Source organism: Microbacterium sp. ProA8 (assembly GCF_039905635.1).
In the GTDB taxonomy this organism is placed as follows: Bacteria; Actinomycetota; Actinomycetes; order Actinomycetales; family Microbacteriaceae; genus Microbacterium; species Microbacterium chionoecetis.
Genome location: NZ_CP157000.1, coordinates 1,032,984 through 1,048,692, shown reverse-complemented (window position 1 = coordinate 1,048,692; position 15,709 = coordinate 1,032,984). Strand labels below are relative to the sequence as shown.

Genomic DNA, 15,709 nt, shown 5'->3' with positions numbered 1-15,709 from the left:
GTCGGATGCCGCGCTCGACGCCTTCGGCGGAACCACGGTCCGATCGTTTGACCGAGCGAGAAACGTTCGAGACGACCCTTCCCGCACCTTCCGCACGAGTTGCGTCAATCACCCGCCGTATGCTCGCACCAATGAGCGAGCCCGAGCCCTCCACCGAATTCGCACGAGTGCCCGCGGCCTCTGTGATCACCGCATGTCTCAGCGCCCAGGCATCCGTCGCTCCACGCTCCGCTCTGGCGAAGCTGTTCGGCCGTTCGCCCCTCTCCGCCGACTCGCGCCCGTGGTACCTCGGCGCCCTCGGCGAGCGTCGGGTGGCAAAGCGTCTGGACGCTCTCGGCGACGAGTGGACCGTCCTGCACTCGGTGCCGATCGGCGAGCGCGGCAGCGACATCGATCACGTCGCCCTAGGGCCGCCCGGCCTTTTCACGGTCAACACCAAGTTCCACGAAGACGCCACGATGTGGGTCGGAAACCGCCGCCTCCTTGTGAACGGTCAGCCCACCGATCATCTCCGCAACGCGCGTTTCGAGGCGCAGCGCGTCACCCGACTGATGACAACGGTCACCGGCATTCCTGTGACGGTGACTCCGATCCTCGCCATCGTCGGCGCACGCGACATCACGTTCAAAGAGCATCCCGCCGATGTCATCGTGCTGCGCGAAGGAGAGCTGGCTCGATGGCTGAAGCGTCGGCAAGCCGCTCTCGCGCCGACTGACCGCGAGCGCCTTGCGACCGCCGTCGCTCGACAGGAGACATGGATGCCGAAACCTGCCGCTTCCACTACCCACCAGGTGGCTGCGTTCGAGTCCCTGCAGCGCGACGTCGAACAGGCACATCGAGTGCGTCGCCTCTGGAGCGCCGGCGCGCTCATCACAGGCATCGGCATCGCCGCGGCGGTGGCAGGGAACGCCTATAGCGGGCTCATCTCCGCACTCATCGGCGGCTGAGCGCACGGGCAGGGCATGCGCACACAGAGTGCCCGAACCCACCCGGCTCAGACGCCTGGTTCCTCCTTCGGAGGGTTGTACATGAACTCGATGCGGATGCCGTTGTCGTCCTCGACGAACGAGGCGTAGTAGCGGTCGTTGAACCGCGGGTAGAGCTTGGGCTCCCGCACCGCGACCCACCCCGCCGCGATCGCGATGGCGTGCAGCCGGTCGACCTCCTCGCGGGAGTCGACGGAGAACGCGAGATGCTGCCACCCGACCGTCCCATGCCGGTGTGGGCCGGTTCCCGCCTCCCGGGCCGGGAAGAGAATCAGCTCGGTCTCGTCCTCGATGTACCAGGAGCTCCCGGTGTCAGCATCCGTCCGCTCCATCCCGAGCACCGTGAGCACCGGGTCGAACTGCGCCACCGCGCGGGGCAGGTCGTCGACGGTGATTCCGAGGTGGTCGAGAAGCGGCATCCGTTGTCTCCTGTGGGTTGAGCAGCGAGGAACGAGCGTATCGAGAGCCACCCGACGGTCGCCCCTCGGCACGCTCGTCCCTCGCTCTCCCCTACTCCTCGGCGCCCGCCTCGAGCTGAGGCCGGGTGCTGGCGCTGAGAATTCCGGCGAGTTCGTCGTCGTCTCCGATGCGCCGCACCGCTTCGCCGTACGCCGCAGTCACCTCGCGGGCGACGAGATCGGCGAGGTAACGCCACGGGTCCGAGCTGGCGAGAAGCCACGTGCGCCGACTGTCAGACGTGCAGTCCTCGAGCAGTTCGAACGCGACGACGGCCACGCCATCCCCATCCACCGTGGAACCGACCTCGGCGAGCACACGGCGCTGCACGTCAGGGACGATCCGGACGCGCGCCTGGCGCAGGAACTCGTCACGCTCCTCATCCTCGATAGGCGGCCCGAAGGTCCTGCCGCGGAGAAGGGTGAGGAACTCACGGAAACGCTGGGCGCTCCAGAGGGATTCGTGCATGATCGTGCCGTCTCTCGTATTCGCCGCGCGGGGTGAACCGCACGGGCAGTGAATCGAACAAGGTCGGCCGACAGCGTCGACCGCGACACTCAGCGGGTCGCCGAGCATCGGCTCCTTGGATTGACGGCGCGGAGAGACGCGCGCACGACATCGTTCACGAGTGACACGCCTGAGACCCTACGACGGGGCACCGACACTGGACAAGACCCACGCGGCCCTCGCGCGTCCACCCCGAAGTACGGCGGCCGCTGACTCAGTCGTCGAAGATCCCCACCGACTCCGACAAACGCGTGACCTCGTCCGCACTGAGCTCGAGGTTTGCGGCCTGAGCCGAGTCGATGATGGATGCCGCGCGCCGCGCACCCGGAATCGGAATGACGTGCGAGCCCAGCGCCAGCTCCCAGGCCAGCACCGCCTGCTGCGGGCTGACGCCGTGCGCCTCGCCCACCTCGCGGAACGCCGAGAACCGGTCGCCGACTCGACGCGCTCCGCCGCCGGTGCCGCCCAGCGGGCTCCACGGCAGGAACGCGATGTCGCGCTCTCCGCAGAAGCGCACCTCGTCGATGCTTCCCGGATGCTTCGGCGAGAACTCGTTCTGCACACTGGCGAGGTTCCCCTCGCCGAGCACGTCGATGGCGATCTGGATCTCTTCGACGCTCGCGTTCGAGATGCCGACGGCACGCACCAGGCCGTCATCCTGCAGCTTCTTCAAACCCGCGATGACGTCGCCGTACACGAGCGAGCGGTCGGGGCGGTGGTACTGGTACAGCTCGATCTGGTCGACGCCGAGGATGTCGAGCGACTTCTCGACCGCCGAGCGCAGGTACGCCGCCGACCCGTCGCGCACCTTGGCGCCGCCGTCGCCCAGCTTGATGCCGCCCTTCGTCGCGACGAAGATGCTCGACGCGTCGCCGTCCCAGGTGCGCAGCGCCTCGGCGACGATGCGCTCGTTGTGGCCCATCTCCTCACCGTCCGGTGCGTAGATGTCGGCGGTGTCGATGAGGGTGACGCCGGCGTCGAGCGCGGCGTGCACGGTGGCCACGGCATCCTCGAACGACGGATACTCCTTGTCGTTGTTCATCGACAGCGGCATGGCCCCGAGGCCGATCGCCGAAACCTGTCGTCCCGCCAGCGTGCGCTGCTTCATCGCATCTCCTTCTCGCATGGCACCAGCCTGCCAGGGCTGTGCGACTCGAAGCAGGGACTGGACAGATCCTGTGCCGAGGCCGTAAAGCCCCGGCTACGGCATCCGCTCGAAGATCTCCCGGGCGCGCAGCGACCGCGTCCGCGTGACCGGGTGTGTGGCGAGGACGATCTTCCCGCGCGCGTGCAGCTTCGCCAGGTCTTCGAAGGCCTCCACGATGTCCTCGATGGGGTACAGGCCCGACACCAGCAGGCGGAACGCTCCCACGCCGGCCAGATCCACCACCCGTTGCAGCACCTGCGTCGCGTGCGCAACGGATTCGGGGTCGTCCCGGAGCATCCGCAGTTCGACCTCGCGCCTGTCCGCGCTGGAGCGATAGCGCTCGAAAGGAACCTCGAGCGCTTCCGCGACGTCGCTCCCGTCCTTGCCGTAGTTGTCGATGTACGCGGTGATCGGTCCGCCCGCGAGCCGCCGGATCCGGTCCGCCATCCCCTCGCCGTACTTCACGGGCGTGATGTGCAGCTGCCGCAGGTAGTCGAAGTTGCGCTCGCCGCACGTGCCGATCACGCGGGCGCCGCGGTGCTTCGCGACCTGCGCCTCGATGCTGCCGACGCCGCCCGCCGCTGCGGAGATGACCACCGTGTCGGAGGCGCCGATCCGAAGGTCATCGAGGGTCTCCAAGGCGGTGGCCCCGGCGAGGAAGAGACCTCCGGCGACCTCCCACTCGATGCTCCGGTGCTTGGCCACGAGCTGGTCGGCCGGCACGATGATGTGGCTCGCGTGGGCGCCCGTCCGGGTGTGCCCGACGACGCTCGCGCCCACCCGCAGCCGGGTCACGCCCGGGCCGCAGCCGCGGACGATGCCGGCGAAGTCGCTGCCCGACAGCCGCGGCCACGGGTCGTCGTGCCAGGTGTCCTCCCTGCCGTTGCGCAGGAAGGCGTCCATGTGGTTGATCGCCGTCGAGATCACCTCGACCAGCACGTCGCCCGGCCCGGGCGCCGGCAGTGGGTATTGATGGCGATGGAGAACGTCGGCGTCGCCGTAGTCGGCGTAGCGGTAGGCGAATGCCTCGGTCGGTGCGCGCATGGCGATTCCTCCTCCAGTTCCCCTCGAAGCCGGCGCTGGCCTCGAAGAACTATTCCGGCGGAGGAGCGCTCATGGATGCAGCAGCCCGGTCTTTGCGCGAGCCGCGGCGAGACGAAGCCCCGAGCCGACGAGCAACGTCGGCCCGCGGCATCCCATCCGATTTCGGTTGCCGCACTCGTCGCGCTCGCGCTCGCGCTCGCGACGGTCTACGGGAACACGATCTCCGAATCCGGATGCCGGATGAGAAAGCCCTGCGCGCGGTCGCAGCCCAGCTGCACTGCGATGTCGAGATGAGTGAGCGTCTCGATCCCTTCGGCGACGACTCGCAACGCTTGTGCGTGTGCGATCTCGACGCTGTCTCGCAGCGAAGCCAGTGCGGGTCCCGCTGCCGCCCGCACCAGCTCACCCGGAAGCTTCACCTCGGTGACGGGCACACTGCGAAGCCGGTCCAGCGACGACGAGTCGGTGCCGTATCCCGCCAACGAGATCTCCACTCCGATCTCGCGGAGCATGTGCAGTTGCGGCACCACGCCCTCCTCGGCTGGCTGCACGTCCTGCGTCAGCTCGAGAACGAGCGACCCAGGCGGGAACGCGCGTCGCTCGAACTCCGCGGCGATATCCGAGGCAAAGGATTCGTCCTCGAATTGCAGCGGCGAGACGTTCACGGCGACGGCCCACGCGCGTCCCGTCTCGCGCCACCCGGCGAGCGCGTCGAGGCATTCGTCGAGCATCCTTCGGCCGAGCGCGTGGATCACGCCACTGCGTTCCGCGACCTCGATCATCGTGGCGGGATCGATGTCGCCGAGCCGTGCATGCCGCCAGCGGCATAGTGCCTCCGCGGCGACGATCGACCCGCTCTCCAACGACACCTGCGGCTGATAGACGGCGAAGATGTCGGCTCCGCCGACGGCGATCGCCAGCTCGTCGGCGAGGTCGTCGGTCGTGGGCACTGGTCAAGTTCACCGCGTCGGACCATGCCGTCGCAAACCGGCGATGCGGGGGTCGGCTATCGACTACAGTCCGCCCCCGCAGCGCCGTCCAGTCACTCGGGGTAGACCGCGTCGACCTCCACCTCGACCAGCCATCCGTTCACCGGCAGGTTCTCGACCTCGATCGTGAACCGGGACGGACGCGCGGGGTTCACAACCTTCGGCGCGCCGGCCACGGATCCCAACTGCACCTGCATGGTCTCCCCGGTGGCCAGGTTCGTGTTCGCGAAGAACTGCCGGTAGCCGCGGTTCCAGCCGGCGAAGTCCGCCGCCTGCTCACCGGCGGGGTTCTGCAGGAACACTCGCATCGAGGTCACGTCCTCGTAGGACAGGCCCGCCTTCTTCAGGTTCTCGCCGATCCTCATGAGAGCGTTGATCGACTGCGCCTCGGTGATCGTGACACCCGCCGGCAGTGCGCCACCGGGGAACACGTCCGTAGGAATGTAGCGAGCCTCGGCCGAGATACCCGGCGTGGTGTTGAGCGCGGAGGGCCCGAGGCCCGAGGACTTGTACCAGGCGACGTTCTTGCCGAGGGCCACACCATCGGCGATCGACGGGGTGTCACCGGTGACGAAGGGGACGGCCTCGGTCGGCTTCGGGCGGAACAGCGCGTCAGCGGCGACCGCGGTGCTCGGGACGGCGATTCCAGCGGTGATGGCGACGGCGAGCGCGATCTTGTAGCGGGTCTTCATGGGTCTCCTCGAGTTCCAGGCAGCACCAGCCGGGCTGGTGCATGCGTCATGGCGCATGAAGCCTCGCATTCGCATGTTTCCCGTTGAGGTCATCGGCGAGTCCCGGCTGTGACGCGACGTGGGACTCGGCGGGCTGCCCGGCGGCATTCCGGAATCAAACGGTTTACATCACCGCAAAGCGGACGAAATGGGGGCGAGTTCCCGCACTGGCATATTGCCCATATGTGCGCGTGACGCACTGATCATGCCTCGCGGGCGGCGGTCGCCTCGCAGGGTGATGCGTTGAGATCGAGAGGGTTATTACGTGGAAACTCAGACACCCGCGAGCGTTTCGCGCCGCAGCTTCCTTCATGCGGTAGGCGCAGGCTCCACCGCCGGCGTGCTCTTCGCGACGATGGGAGCACTCGGCCTCGCGCCGACCGAGGCGGACGCCGCCTCACTGTCGTGGACGCCGCCCAGCGGCAGCGATTTCTCCCTCACGGGACGCTCGTCGAAGAAGGTCGTCATCGTGGGCGGCGGCCCCGCGGGCCTTGCAAGCGCGTACGAACTTCAGAAGGCGGGCTACCACGTCACGGTTCTCGAGGCGCGCCACCGTGCCGGCGGCCGGACCCTCACCATCCGGCCGGGTGACAAGGAGACCGACCTCGACGGGCACACCCAGACCGCGAAGTGGGACAACGGCGTCTACATGAATGCGGGCGCCGGACGCATCGCGCAGTGGATGGTCACCATGGACTACCTCCGCGAGCTCGGTGTGCCGTACGAGGTCTTCACCAACGCGAACGCCGACGCCTACCTCTACAACGAGAGCGCCGGTTCGACGCCGGGAAACCCGACCCGCTACCGCACCGCCAAAGCCGACTGGTTCGGCTACACCTCCGAGCTCCTCAGGCATGCCACGGATCAGGGTGCGCTCGACCAGAAGCTCACGGCGACCGACAAAGAGCGGCTGCGCGACTTCCTCAGCCGGTGGGGCTCGCTCCAGGCCGACGGCACGTACAAGGGCGGCTCCAACCGCGGCTACTCCGTCTACCCCTCCGCCTGGAACGAGCACGGGACTCCCCTTCCCGGCCCCGGCACGATATCCGAGGTTCTCGGAACGAGGATGGGCAACTACTTCCCGTTCGAGATCAACTGGGAGCAGGCCATGCTGATGTTCCAGCCGAAGGGTGGCATGGACACGATCTACGACTACTTCGTGAAGGCGATAGGCCGGCAGAACGTGCACCTGCAGTCGCCGGTCACCGGCATCCAGAACACGGCGTCGGGCGTGTCCGTGACGTACAGCCCGCCCAACGGGCCCGCACGCGTCATCGATGCCGACTTCGCGATCGTCACCGCACCGGCGCACCTCATGCGCAAGTGGAGCACGAACTGGGGTACCGAGATCGACTCTGCGCTCGGCGAGTTCTCGGCGGCGTCGCCGGCGGGCAAGATCGGCCTGCAGTACCGCTCGCGGTGGTGGGAGAACGATCACCGCATCTACGGCGGGATCACCGAGACCGACATGGACCTGCAGCACATCTGGTACCCGTCGTACGGGTACGGCGAGAAGAAGGGCCTCGTCGTCGGCTACTACAACACCGGCAACGCCGCTCGCACCTATGCAGCGCTGAGCCCGCGCGACCGCGAGGCCCGCGCGGTGGCACAGGGTGTGAAGATCCACGGCGAGAAGTACCGCACCGAGCTCGAGCAGTCGTTCTCCATCGCGTGGAACCGTGTCCCCTACATCGAGGGTGCGTGGGCGTTCCCGAACACCACCTCGCCGGGGTTCAAGAGGCTCCAGACCGGCTCTGGCAACGTGTACTTCGCCGGCGACTGGATGTCGGAGATCTCCGCGTGGCAGCACGGAGCGTTCTGGTCGGCGCGTTACGCCGTGCAGGCCCTTCACGCCCGGGTCATGGCGGGCTGAGAGCACCTCGAGTGCGCCAGTGGGGACTCGACGTTCGTCATCCGAGTCCCCACTGAGCGTCCTCGGCCGGAGGCCTGAGCCGCGGTAGCTGGGGCGCTTCTGTCGCGGTCGTTGAGCGAGCGAGCGCCAGCGAGCGAGACGAAACGCGCCGAGCCCACGAGCAAACCTCAGCCTCAGCATCCCATCCGATTTCCCCCTCACACCGAAGACCTTTCACAGCGCGGCAGATCGCCGCTGAGAAAGAGAGGTCTCCCATGGGATCGTCACCGAACCGCATCGTCGCCACGGTCTTCGGCGCCGTCTACCTGCTCGTCGGCCTGCTCGGGTTCGCGTTCACGGGCGGCGTCAGCTTCATCGCCACGGAGGGCGGACTGCTGCTGGGCATCTTCGAGGTGAACCCGCTGCACAACATCGCGCACCTCCTGATCGGAGCGGCACTGCTCATCGCCGGTCTGCGCGGCGTCCGCCCCGCCAAGATCGTGAACATCACCGTCGGCGCGGCGTACCTGCTCCTCGGCGTGGTCGGCTTCTTCCTCGTCGGCACCGCGGCGAACATCCTGGCGCTGAACACCCCCGACCACTTCCTGCACCTCGCCAGCGCTCTCGTCCTGCTCGGTGTCGGTCTGGGCGCCGAGCGGTCGTCGCGGGTCGCGACCGCGTGATCGTGCGGCGCGAGGCACCCATGACCGAGCGCGGCATCGACCGCGCACCGTCGTGGGTGCCCGTCGCCGCGTGGGGGCTGGGGCTCGTTGAGATCGCGCTCGGCGCCGCGGCCATCGTGGCGATCCAGGCCGACACCCTCTCGCGAGTGCTCGGCGTGCTCTCCGTCGTGCTGGGCCTCGGCGCCCTGGCGTGGGGAGCTGCGAGCCTCGCCCTCGATCGCACGCCGGCACCGCGGGGGGCGGTTGCCGGCGTGTCCGTGGGGGTACTCGTGGCGCTGGTGCTGCTCGCTACCGCGCCGGGCCGAGCGAGCGTCGTCGCGATCGCCTTGGAGATCGCGCTCGGAGTCGTCGTGGCGTGCGGGATCCTCCGGGGCCGCCGGCATCCTTCGAGGCGAACGAGCCTCGGGGGCGTGATCGCTGCGGCTGCTGTCGTGACAGTGCTCGTCGTTCCCGCGCTCGGCGCATGCCAGGGCGCCGCACTCCTCGACGCCGACGGCACGGTGCTCCCGGTCGTCAGCCACGACGGACATTGACGACGGATGCCGCGTCCGCCGCGGCATCCGACCTCCGGTTTATCCACCGCACCGTCGGGTCATGTTCGGCGCGCGGACGACCTCGAGCACGTAACCCACGAGGCCGCAGAGCGCACCTCGGAGCGGCCTACCCCTTGACCGCGCCCGCCATGACGCCGGCGACGAGATGCTTGCCCGCGAGGGCGAGGACGACCAGCAGCGGCAGCGCCACGAGGAAGACGCCGGCCATCACGAGGCCCGTGTCAGAGGTGAACGCCCCGCGCAGCTGCGGCACCACGAGCGGCATCGTGAGCTGCGAGCGCATGACGACCGATGGCCAGAAGAAGCTGTTCCACGAGCCGATGAAGGTGAACAGCGCCAGGGTGGCCGCTGCCGGGCGGGCCGCCGGGAGCGCGATCGACCAGAAGGTGCGGAACATCGAGGCTCCGTCGACGCGCGCCGCCTCGATGAGCTCATACGGCAGCGCCTCCTGCAGGTACTGCGTCATCCAGAAGACCCCGAAGGCGCCCACGAGACCCGGGACGATCAGCGCCAGGACGGAGTCGATCCAGCCGAACTCGTTCATCATGACGAAGAGCGGGATCGTCCCGACCTGCGCGGGAATGATCAACGTGGCGAGTACGGCGACGTACAGAGCCTGCCGGCCCGGGAACCGCAGCTTCGAGAAACTGAATCCCGCGAGCGTCGAGAAGAACACGACGCTCGCGCTGACGGCGACGGCGACGAGCAGCGAGTTGCCGAAGGCGAGCCAGATGCTGAACTGCTCGGCCGCGACCACCGCGCCGAAGTTCTCGAACAGCGTGGCGGTCGGCAGCCAGCGAGGCAGGGTTCCGACGGCGCGCGAGATCTCCGTCGTCGTCGACGAGCCGTACATCGCCGCGGCATAGAGCGGGAAGACCGACATGACGAAGACGACGCCGAGGATCGCGTAGGTCACCCAACCGGGGCGGCGGGCCGACGGGTGGTGCGCGGCGATCGGCCGGCCGCGCGACGCGCGCTTGGCCGCGTATCGCGCGGCCCCTCGACCGGCGGTGTTCTCGATGTACGCCGTGCTCATCGGCGCGCTCCTTCCATGGCGTCGTCGGCCACAGCCGGTGACGTGGTCGCCTCGACGGGGGCCGTGGCGGGGACGGGAACAGGCTGGGGCATCCGTGCGCCGCGGGCTCGACGTCGTGTTCGGCCCGTGCGCGGGGCGTCTGACGAGGAGATCGCCCGCGTCAGGACGAAGTTCAGCAGCGAGATGATCAGGATGATGAAGGCGAAGATCCAGCCGACGGCCGCCGCCTGACCCAACCGGTCCTGCCACTCCCCGAATCCCAGATTGAACATGTACAGCATCACGGTGGTCCACTGGTTGTCGGTGCCGCCCGCGCCCCCGCCGGTGCCGCCGCCGTCGAACAGGCGCGCTTCGTCGAAGATCTCGAGCCCGCCGATGGTCATCGTCAGGATGACGAAGATCAGCGTCGGCCGGATGCTCGGGATCGTGATCGAGAAGAACTGGCGGCTGCGGCCCGCGCCGTCGACGGTCGCGGCCTCGTAGAGGTCGCGCGGCACCGCCTGCATGGCCGCGAGGAGGATGAGGGCGTTGTAGCCCGTCCACCGGAAGACCACCATCGACCCGATCGCGATGTGCGACAGCAGGCGCTCCTGGAAGAACGGCGAGCTGCTCTCGGTGAAGAGGCCGAGCGCGTGCAGGTTCGGCACCAGGATGCCGAACTGGCCGAAGACCTGCCCGAAGATCATCGACGTGGCCACGGGCATGACGACGAACGGGATGAGCACGCTCATCCGCCAGAACGTCCGCGCGCGGAGGTTCTGATCGAGGATCGACGCGATGAACAGCGCGAGGATCAGCTGAGGGACGCCGCCGAGCAGGAAGATCGAGATCGTGTTCTCGAGGGAGCGCCAGAACAGCGGCTGCTGCAGCACCCAGGCGAAGTTGTCGAGGCCGACGAAGTCGCCCATCCCTGCGCGCCGGTGCCAGTCGTGCAGCGCCACGACGATGTTGAAGAACAGCGGGAACGCCCCGAACACTGCGAAGAGCAGGAAGAACGGCGAGACGTAGAGGTAGGGCGAGAGCTTGACGTCCCAGCGGGAGAGGCGCTGCCCCCAGCCGACCCGCCGCACCGGTCGCGGTGCCGCTGATTGAAGAGCCATCCTTCGTGCCTTCCGTGATGTCTGTTCCATGTCGGGCGATCGCGGCCCGGCTCGCGGAGCGCGCCGGGCCGCGATCTGTGGATCAGTCGGCGGTCTCGAAGCCGAGCGCTTCGAAATCGGCGACCACGGAGTCCCAGGCCTCCTGCGGGGTGGCGCTGCCGGTCTCGACCAGGCGGATGCCGTCCGTGACGAGCGTCTGGATCCCCGCGAAGTTCTCGCCTCGGTACCCGCCCGCTGCGGCGTCGCCCGCCTCTGCGGCGAGGTCGCCGTAGATCTGGCCGAGCTTCTGCCCGCCGAAGAACTCGTTCTCGGTCTCGGCGATGTCAGGGCTCGCGATCGCCTCCACCTGCGAGGGGAACTGCCCGGTGGTGTGGAACCACTCGACCGCGGCGTCGGCCGAGGTCAGGTGGTCGGCCAGCTCGACTGCCCACCCGGTGTTCTCGCCGGTGGCGGGAACGGCGAAGAAGGAGCCGCCCCAGTTGCCGCCTCCGTCGGGGAACGTGCTCGAGACACGCCAGCCGGGCACCCCGTCGGCGTTCTCCGCGATGATGCCGGCCATCCAGGCGGGGGTGACCACGGTGGCCCACTGACGGTTCTGGAATCCGGCCCCCCAGTCCGCGTGGCCGATCGGGATGCCGGCCGAGACGCCGTCCTCCGCCGCTTCGGCGAACGTCATGAACAGCTCCTGGATCTGGGTGTTGTCCGCGAGGTTGTACGGATTGCCCGATTCCGGGTCCTCGAAGGCGTCGGGCAGCAGGTTGATGGCGGCCTGGAACGCGCTCGAGAGCGAGTCGACGAAGTAGTTGTCGGAAGCGGCGACGTATTCGCGGCCCGCGTCGAGGAAGGACTCCCAGGTGGCGGCATCCCCGCCGATGAACTCGCCGAACGACTCGGGATCGGCCGCAAGGCCGGCGGCACCGGTCATGTCCTGGTTGAAGGCGATGCCGAGCGGACCGATGTCGGTGCCGTACCCGGTGATGACGCCGTCGACCGACCCCTGCGTCACCTTCCAGTCGAGCCAGCGGTCGGGGATCTCGGGCAGCTCCACCCAGTCCTCGGGAACCGCCATCATCTCGGTCCACCAGTCGATCTCGACCAGGTGGACGTCCGACAGGCCGGCGCCGTTCGACGAGAGGCCGTTGCGCAGCACTGTCTGGGCCGAGGCGCCGTCGGGGAACGAGTTGACGACGACCTCGATGCCGTGCTCCTCCTCGAAGGACTTCAGAAGCTCGGGCGGGAAGTCCATCCACGCCGCGACGGTGAGCTTGTCGGGCTTGTTGTCGTCGGTCGCCTCTCCCCCGCCGCTGCCGGCGCCGCCGCCGCCTCCGCTGCAGGAGGTGAGGGCGAGGGCCGCGAGGGCGGTGGTGGCGGCGATCGCCCCGGCGCGCTTGCTGATTCTCATGGTGGTCCTTTCGTGACGTCGTTGTACGCGGGATCTCTGGGTCAGGGGTTGGTGCGCGAGATCGACATGACGGCCCAGGGCGCCAAGGTGATGTCGATCTCGAGGACGCCGTCGGCCCGCACGGTGAGCGAGCTGCGGTCGAGGTCGTCGGCGATCGTCGTGAGATCGGCGACCTGGTGACGGCTGAGGTTGAGCGGCTGGCCCAGGCGGTGCCACGCCTCGGCCACGTTGCCGTGCTCCTGGTCGAGGATCTCGACGGCATAGACGTCGCCGGGCATGAGCCCGTCGACGACGTGGAGGATGCGGCGGGCCGGTCCTTCGCCCGCGAGCCGGCGCGTCTGCTCGTAGCGGGTGGCCCCGCCCACCGAGTGCGAGCCCATCGACTCGGGGTAGTTGAAGAACACCGCGGCCACGGCATCCGTCTCGGTCTTCGTGATGATGCCGTGATCAGTCTGGAGGGCGATGCGATCGCCGAGGCGGTTGAGCATGGCCATCGCGTGGAACGTCGGCTTGTGGATGCCCTGCTCGTTGACGAACCCGAAGCCGCCGTGGAACGGCCCGATGCCGCCCCCGCCCTCCTCGAAGACGTCGGTGAACGTCCAGTACGAGATCGAGTCGGCGAGGTCGTGGCACTGCAGGAAGGCGCGCACGATGTAGGTCGCCGCATAGACCGTGTCGTGCATGTGGTCGCGGCTGGACGGCGACGTCGACCACTCGGTGATGTGCAGGTCGGCGTTCGGGTACGGGGAGTCGGCGATGACCTGCCGCATGATCTCGAGGTCCTGCCGCGTGGCATCGCGACCCCGGCTGATCGACCGCCCGACGCCCTGCGTGTCGAAGGCGTAGTCCGTGGGGTAGAGGTGCGTGGAGAGGAAGTCGATGGGCAGATCCCGCTCGGCGCAGTACGCGATCAGCTCGTTGATCCAGACCGGCTTCCAGGGCAGCACCTCGGGATCCGGCGCCTCGGCGGTCGCCGCCTCGACCGACTTGTCGTGGTACTCGCCGTCGTAGCGCGAGTCCGGCACGAACACCGAGGAGGAAGGACCGCCCACCCTCAGGGCCGGGTCGATCGCCTTCAGCGCTCTCGCCGTCGCTTCGTAGAGCTCGAAGTACTCGGTGCGGGTGCCGGTCCAGAAGTGCGGCACCAGGTTGGGCTCGTTCCAGATCTCGAAGGGCCACGTGCGCACCTCGTCGATGCCGTAGCGCTCGATCCAGTGCTCGACGGTCGCCGTGACGAGGTCGACCCAGGCCCCCATGTCGTTCGGGGGGCTGCAGTGCGCCTTCCACCAGAAGAGCGTCTCGGTCTGCGTGGCGAGCTCGCGCGGCATGAAGCCGAGCTCGACGAAGGGCCGTGCGCCCATGTCGAGGATGGCGTCGAACACCTTGTCGACGTAGGCGAAGGTGAAGACGGGCTTCTCCAGAGGCGTCGCCGGCCCGAAGCCGCCGCCGTTGGAGGTGCGGTACACGAACATGTCGTCGTGGAAGACGCCGTGGAACCGCACGTAGCGGGCACCCAGCGTGTTCACCGCTTCGCGGAAATGGCTCTGCCAGTCCGCACGCAGCGCCTCGTTCGCCCTCCCCGCTCCGAGGCACACGCTCCAGACGTGATGCAGCGGCACGTCGGCAGACGACCGTCCGTCGATCATGAGTGCGGGCGTTGTCACGACGGACAAGGATGACCTCCGTTGGTCGAGATGCGGGTGGATTCGATACTTGCGAAAATGTTTCGCAACATGTATCGTTCGATCAGGCTAGACAGCAGAGCATGCTGCTGTCAACATCGAGCCGACAGGTGAGACCCGCGGAGGACGAAAGTGGAACTGGATTTCGAAACTAGTTCGGAGCTTGCGACGCCGTGGTGAGCGGTTCCGGGCAGCATCGCGCGACCCTCGCAGACGTCGCGACAGCGGTCGGCGTCTCGCGAGCCACCGTGTCGAAGGCGCTGAACGGCCGCGAAGACATCTCGGCTGACACGCGCGAGCGCGTGCTCCAGGCGGTCGCGGAGCTCGGCTACCGACCGAGCACGGCGCCGGCGCCGGCCCCCGACCGTCGCGCGCTGGCCGTCGTCTTCGACATCCCCGCGTCGCCGTACATCCTGGGCGTTCTTCAGGGTGTGCTCGCGGCGACCACCGAGGCCGGCCTCGATCTCATCACGCGCCTCGCACCTGCCCGCGGCTCCCGCACGCAGCGCGCCGTCGCCCGCGAGTGGATCGACGAGCAGAAGGCGTCAGGCGTCGTCGGCTTCGTCGGCCTCACGCTGTCGCAGCCGGACGGGCTGATCGAGGCCGCGAGCAACGCCAGCCTGCCGTTCGTCATGGTGGACCCGGTCGACACGCACCACCCGCGCATGGTGAGCGTGGGTTCGAGCAACTGGGCAGGGGCGCGCACCGCCGCCGAGCACCTCATCGAGCTCGGTCATCGCCGCATCGCCTGGATCGGCGGTCCCGAGGCGTCCGACGCCGCGCGCGACCGGCTTTACGGCTACCAGGCGGCGCTGGACGCCGCGGGAGTGAGCATCGACGCATCGCTGATCCGCGCGGGTCAGTTCGCGATCGAGACAGGAGCCGAGCACGCGCGCGACATCCTGACGTCGGCGAATCCTCCGACCGCGATCATGGCCGGCGACGACGAGATCGCCGTCGGTGTGCTGGCGGCCGCCCACCAGCTCGGCATTCGTGTTCCCCAGGAGTTGAGCGTCATGGGATTCGACGACACCCCGCAGGCGGCGTGGACCACGCCGCCGCTGACGACGGTGCATCAGCACCTCGAGGGGATGGGCGCAATGGCCGTGCAGACGGTTCTGGTGATGGCCGAGGGGAACAAGCCCTCCTCGCGGCATGTCGAGCTCGCGACCTCGCTGATGGTGCGCGACAGCACCGCGCCGGTGCCTGTGGGCGGTCACCGACCTCCCGGTCGTTGAGCGAGCGAAGCGAGACGAAACGCCCACGCCGCCTCCCGCCCGATCGAATCGGCCGTCATCCGTCGACTCACGGCGAAACCATCATTAATCTCTTGCGCACGCCCATCGGCGTCCCGCTACGGTGGTGACGTTCCCGCCCAGCGGGAGCATCGCGACGATCCGGTTGGTTCCGGGCGCCGGCTCATACCCGGTCGCGCAGCGGGTTCGACTCCCGCCGTCGCGTCGACATAGCGCGGGCGCCTCCTCATCGGGAGTTCATAGTGGATCAACCCGAGTGAATAATATTCGGCTCTTGGTCTGAG

At 68.3% G+C, this 15,709-nt stretch carries 15 protein-coding genes and 1 tRNA gene; 6 read left to right on the top strand and 10 right to left on the bottom strand.

The window, feature by feature from the left end; all coding sequences use genetic code 11:
• Positions 1-5 precede the first annotated feature (5 nt).
• Positions 6-947, top strand: coding sequence for a nuclease-related domain-containing protein (locus ABG085_RS04475; protein ID WP_347978226.1), 942 nt, complete (start codon positions 6-8; stop codon positions 945-947).
• 47 nt (positions 948-994) lie between these two features.
• On the opposite strand, the gene ABG085_RS04470 is transcribed toward ABG085_RS04475, so the two are convergent.
• The 6 genes from ABG085_RS04470 to ABG085_RS04445 form a co-directional block, all read right to left on the bottom strand.
• Positions 995-1,405: a VOC family protein gene (locus tag ABG085_RS04470; RefSeq protein WP_347978225.1), complete on the bottom strand. Its 411-nt coding sequence runs from the start codon at positions 1,403-1,405 to the stop codon at positions 995-997.
• Positions 1,406-1,496: 91 nt separating this feature from the next.
• Positions 1,497-2,018, bottom strand: coding sequence for a hypothetical protein (locus ABG085_RS04465; protein WP_347978224.1), 522 nt, complete (start codon positions 2,016-2,018; stop codon positions 1,497-1,499).
• A 145-nt stretch (positions 2,019-2,163) separates the two neighbouring features.
• The gene (locus ABG085_RS04460; protein ID WP_347978223.1) at positions 2,164-3,057 is read right to left on the bottom strand and encodes an aldo/keto reductase; all 894 of its coding nucleotides are present in this window, start codon (positions 3,055-3,057) and stop codon (positions 2,164-2,166) included.
• A 93-nt stretch (positions 3,058-3,150) separates the two neighbouring features.
• On the bottom strand, positions 3,151-4,140 hold the full coding sequence (locus ABG085_RS04455) for an NADP-dependent oxidoreductase (RefSeq protein WP_347978222.1): 990 nt from the start codon (positions 4,138-4,140) through the stop codon (positions 3,151-3,153).
• A gap of 206 nt (positions 4,141-4,346) precedes the next feature.
• A complete protein-coding gene (locus ABG085_RS04450) occupies positions 4,347-5,090 on the bottom strand; it encodes an EAL domain-containing protein (protein WP_347978221.1) in 744 nt (247 codons plus the stop codon).
• Between the two features lie 92 nt (positions 5,091-5,182).
• Positions 5,183-5,821, bottom strand: coding sequence for a Rid family hydrolase (locus ABG085_RS04445; protein WP_347978220.1), 639 nt, complete (start codon positions 5,819-5,821; stop codon positions 5,183-5,185).
• Between the two features lie 304 nt (positions 5,822-6,125).
• On the opposite strand from ABG085_RS04445, the gene ABG085_RS04440 reads away from it, so the two are divergent.
• The 3 genes from ABG085_RS04440 (at position 6,126) to ABG085_RS04430 (ending at position 8,928) form a co-directional block, all read left to right on the top strand.
• Positions 6,126-7,733: an FAD-dependent oxidoreductase gene (locus ABG085_RS04440; protein ID WP_347978219.1), complete on the top strand. Its 1,608-nt coding sequence runs from the start codon at positions 6,126-6,128 to the stop codon at positions 7,731-7,733.
• A 254-nt stretch (positions 7,734-7,987) separates the two neighbouring features.
• Positions 7,988-8,395: a DUF4383 domain-containing protein gene (locus ABG085_RS04435; RefSeq protein WP_347978218.1), complete on the top strand. Its 408-nt coding sequence runs from the start codon at positions 7,988-7,990 to the stop codon at positions 8,393-8,395.
• Positions 8,396-8,415: 20 nt separating this feature from the next.
• Positions 8,416-8,928 (top strand): hypothetical protein, encoded by a 513-nt coding sequence (locus ABG085_RS04430; RefSeq protein WP_347978217.1) that lies wholly within the window; start codon positions 8,416-8,418, stop codon positions 8,926-8,928.
• Positions 8,929-9,055: 127 nt separating this feature from the next.
• On the opposite strand, the gene ABG085_RS04425 is transcribed toward ABG085_RS04430, so the two are convergent.
• The 4 genes from ABG085_RS04425 to ABG085_RS04410 form a co-directional block, all read right to left on the bottom strand.
• Positions 9,056-9,985 carry a carbohydrate ABC transporter permease gene (locus tag ABG085_RS04425; RefSeq protein WP_347978216.1) on the bottom strand — a complete coding sequence of 310 codons (930 nt, stop codon included), beginning with the start codon at positions 9,983-9,985 and terminating at the stop codon, positions 9,056-9,058.
• A complete protein-coding gene (locus tag ABG085_RS04420) occupies positions 9,982-11,085 on the bottom strand; it encodes a sugar ABC transporter permease (RefSeq protein WP_347978215.1) in 1,104 nt (367 codons plus the stop codon). The genes ABG085_RS04425 and ABG085_RS04420 overlap by 4 nt, the downstream gene beginning before the upstream one ends.
• An 82-nt stretch (positions 11,086-11,167) precedes the next feature.
• Positions 11,168-12,487, bottom strand: a complete 1,320-nt coding sequence (locus ABG085_RS04415; RefSeq protein ID WP_347978214.1) for an ABC transporter substrate-binding protein — start codon at positions 12,485-12,487, stop codon at positions 11,168-11,170.
• Between the two features lie 41 nt (positions 12,488-12,528).
• Positions 12,529-14,151, bottom strand: a complete 1,623-nt coding sequence (locus ABG085_RS04410; protein ID WP_347978213.1) for a beta-xylosidase — start codon at positions 14,149-14,151, stop codon at positions 12,529-12,531.
• A 191-nt stretch (positions 14,152-14,342) separates the two neighbouring features.
• Here ABG085_RS04410 and ABG085_RS04405 point away from each other — a divergent pair, with 191 nt between their 5' ends.
• Positions 14,343-15,407 carry a LacI family DNA-binding transcriptional regulator gene (locus tag ABG085_RS04405; RefSeq protein ID WP_347978212.1) on the top strand — a complete coding sequence of 355 codons (1,065 nt, stop codon included), beginning with the start codon at positions 14,343-14,345 and terminating at the stop codon, positions 15,405-15,407.
• A 150-nt stretch (positions 15,408-15,557) separates the two neighbouring features.
• Positions 15,558-15,630, top strand: a tRNA-Met gene (locus tag ABG085_RS04400).
• Positions 15,631-15,709: the final 79 nt, after the last annotated feature.

Coding starts and splice junctions, on each gene's coding strand:
- ABG085_RS04475 (WP_347978226.1), top strand. CDS start 6: ATGCCGCGCTCGACGCCTTCGGCGGAACCACGGTCCGATCGTTTGACC.
- ABG085_RS04445 (WP_347978220.1), bottom strand. CDS start 5,821: ATGAAGACCCGCTACAAGATCGCGCTCGCCGTCGCCATCACCGCTGGA.
- ABG085_RS04460 (WP_347978223.1), bottom strand. CDS start 3,057: ATGAAGCAGCGCACGCTGGCGGGACGACAGGTTTCGGCGATCGGCCTC.
- ABG085_RS04415 (WP_347978214.1), bottom strand. CDS start 12,487: ATGAGAATCAGCAAGCGCGCCGGGGCGATCGCCGCCACCACCGCCCTC.
- ABG085_RS04465 (WP_347978224.1), bottom strand. CDS start 2,018: ATGCTCGGCGACCCGCTGAGTGTCGCGGTCGACGCTGTCGGCCGACCT.
- ABG085_RS04425 (WP_347978216.1), bottom strand. CDS start 9,985: ATGAGCACGGCGTACATCGAGAACACCGCCGGTCGAGGGGCCGCGCGA.
- ABG085_RS04420 (WP_347978215.1), bottom strand. CDS start 11,085: ATGGCTCTTCAATCAGCGGCACCGCGACCGGTGCGGCGGGTCGGCTGG.
- ABG085_RS04470 (WP_347978225.1), bottom strand. CDS start 1,405: ATGCCGCTTCTCGACCACCTCGGAATCACCGTCGACGACCTGCCCCGC.
- ABG085_RS04435 (WP_347978218.1), top strand. CDS start 7,988: ATGGGATCGTCACCGAACCGCATCGTCGCCACGGTCTTCGGCGCCGTC.
- ABG085_RS04430 (WP_347978217.1), top strand. CDS start 8,416: ATGACCGAGCGCGGCATCGACCGCGCACCGTCGTGGGTGCCCGTCGCC.
- ABG085_RS04455 (WP_347978222.1), bottom strand. CDS start 4,140: ATGCGCGCACCGACCGAGGCATTCGCCTACCGCTACGCCGACTACGGC.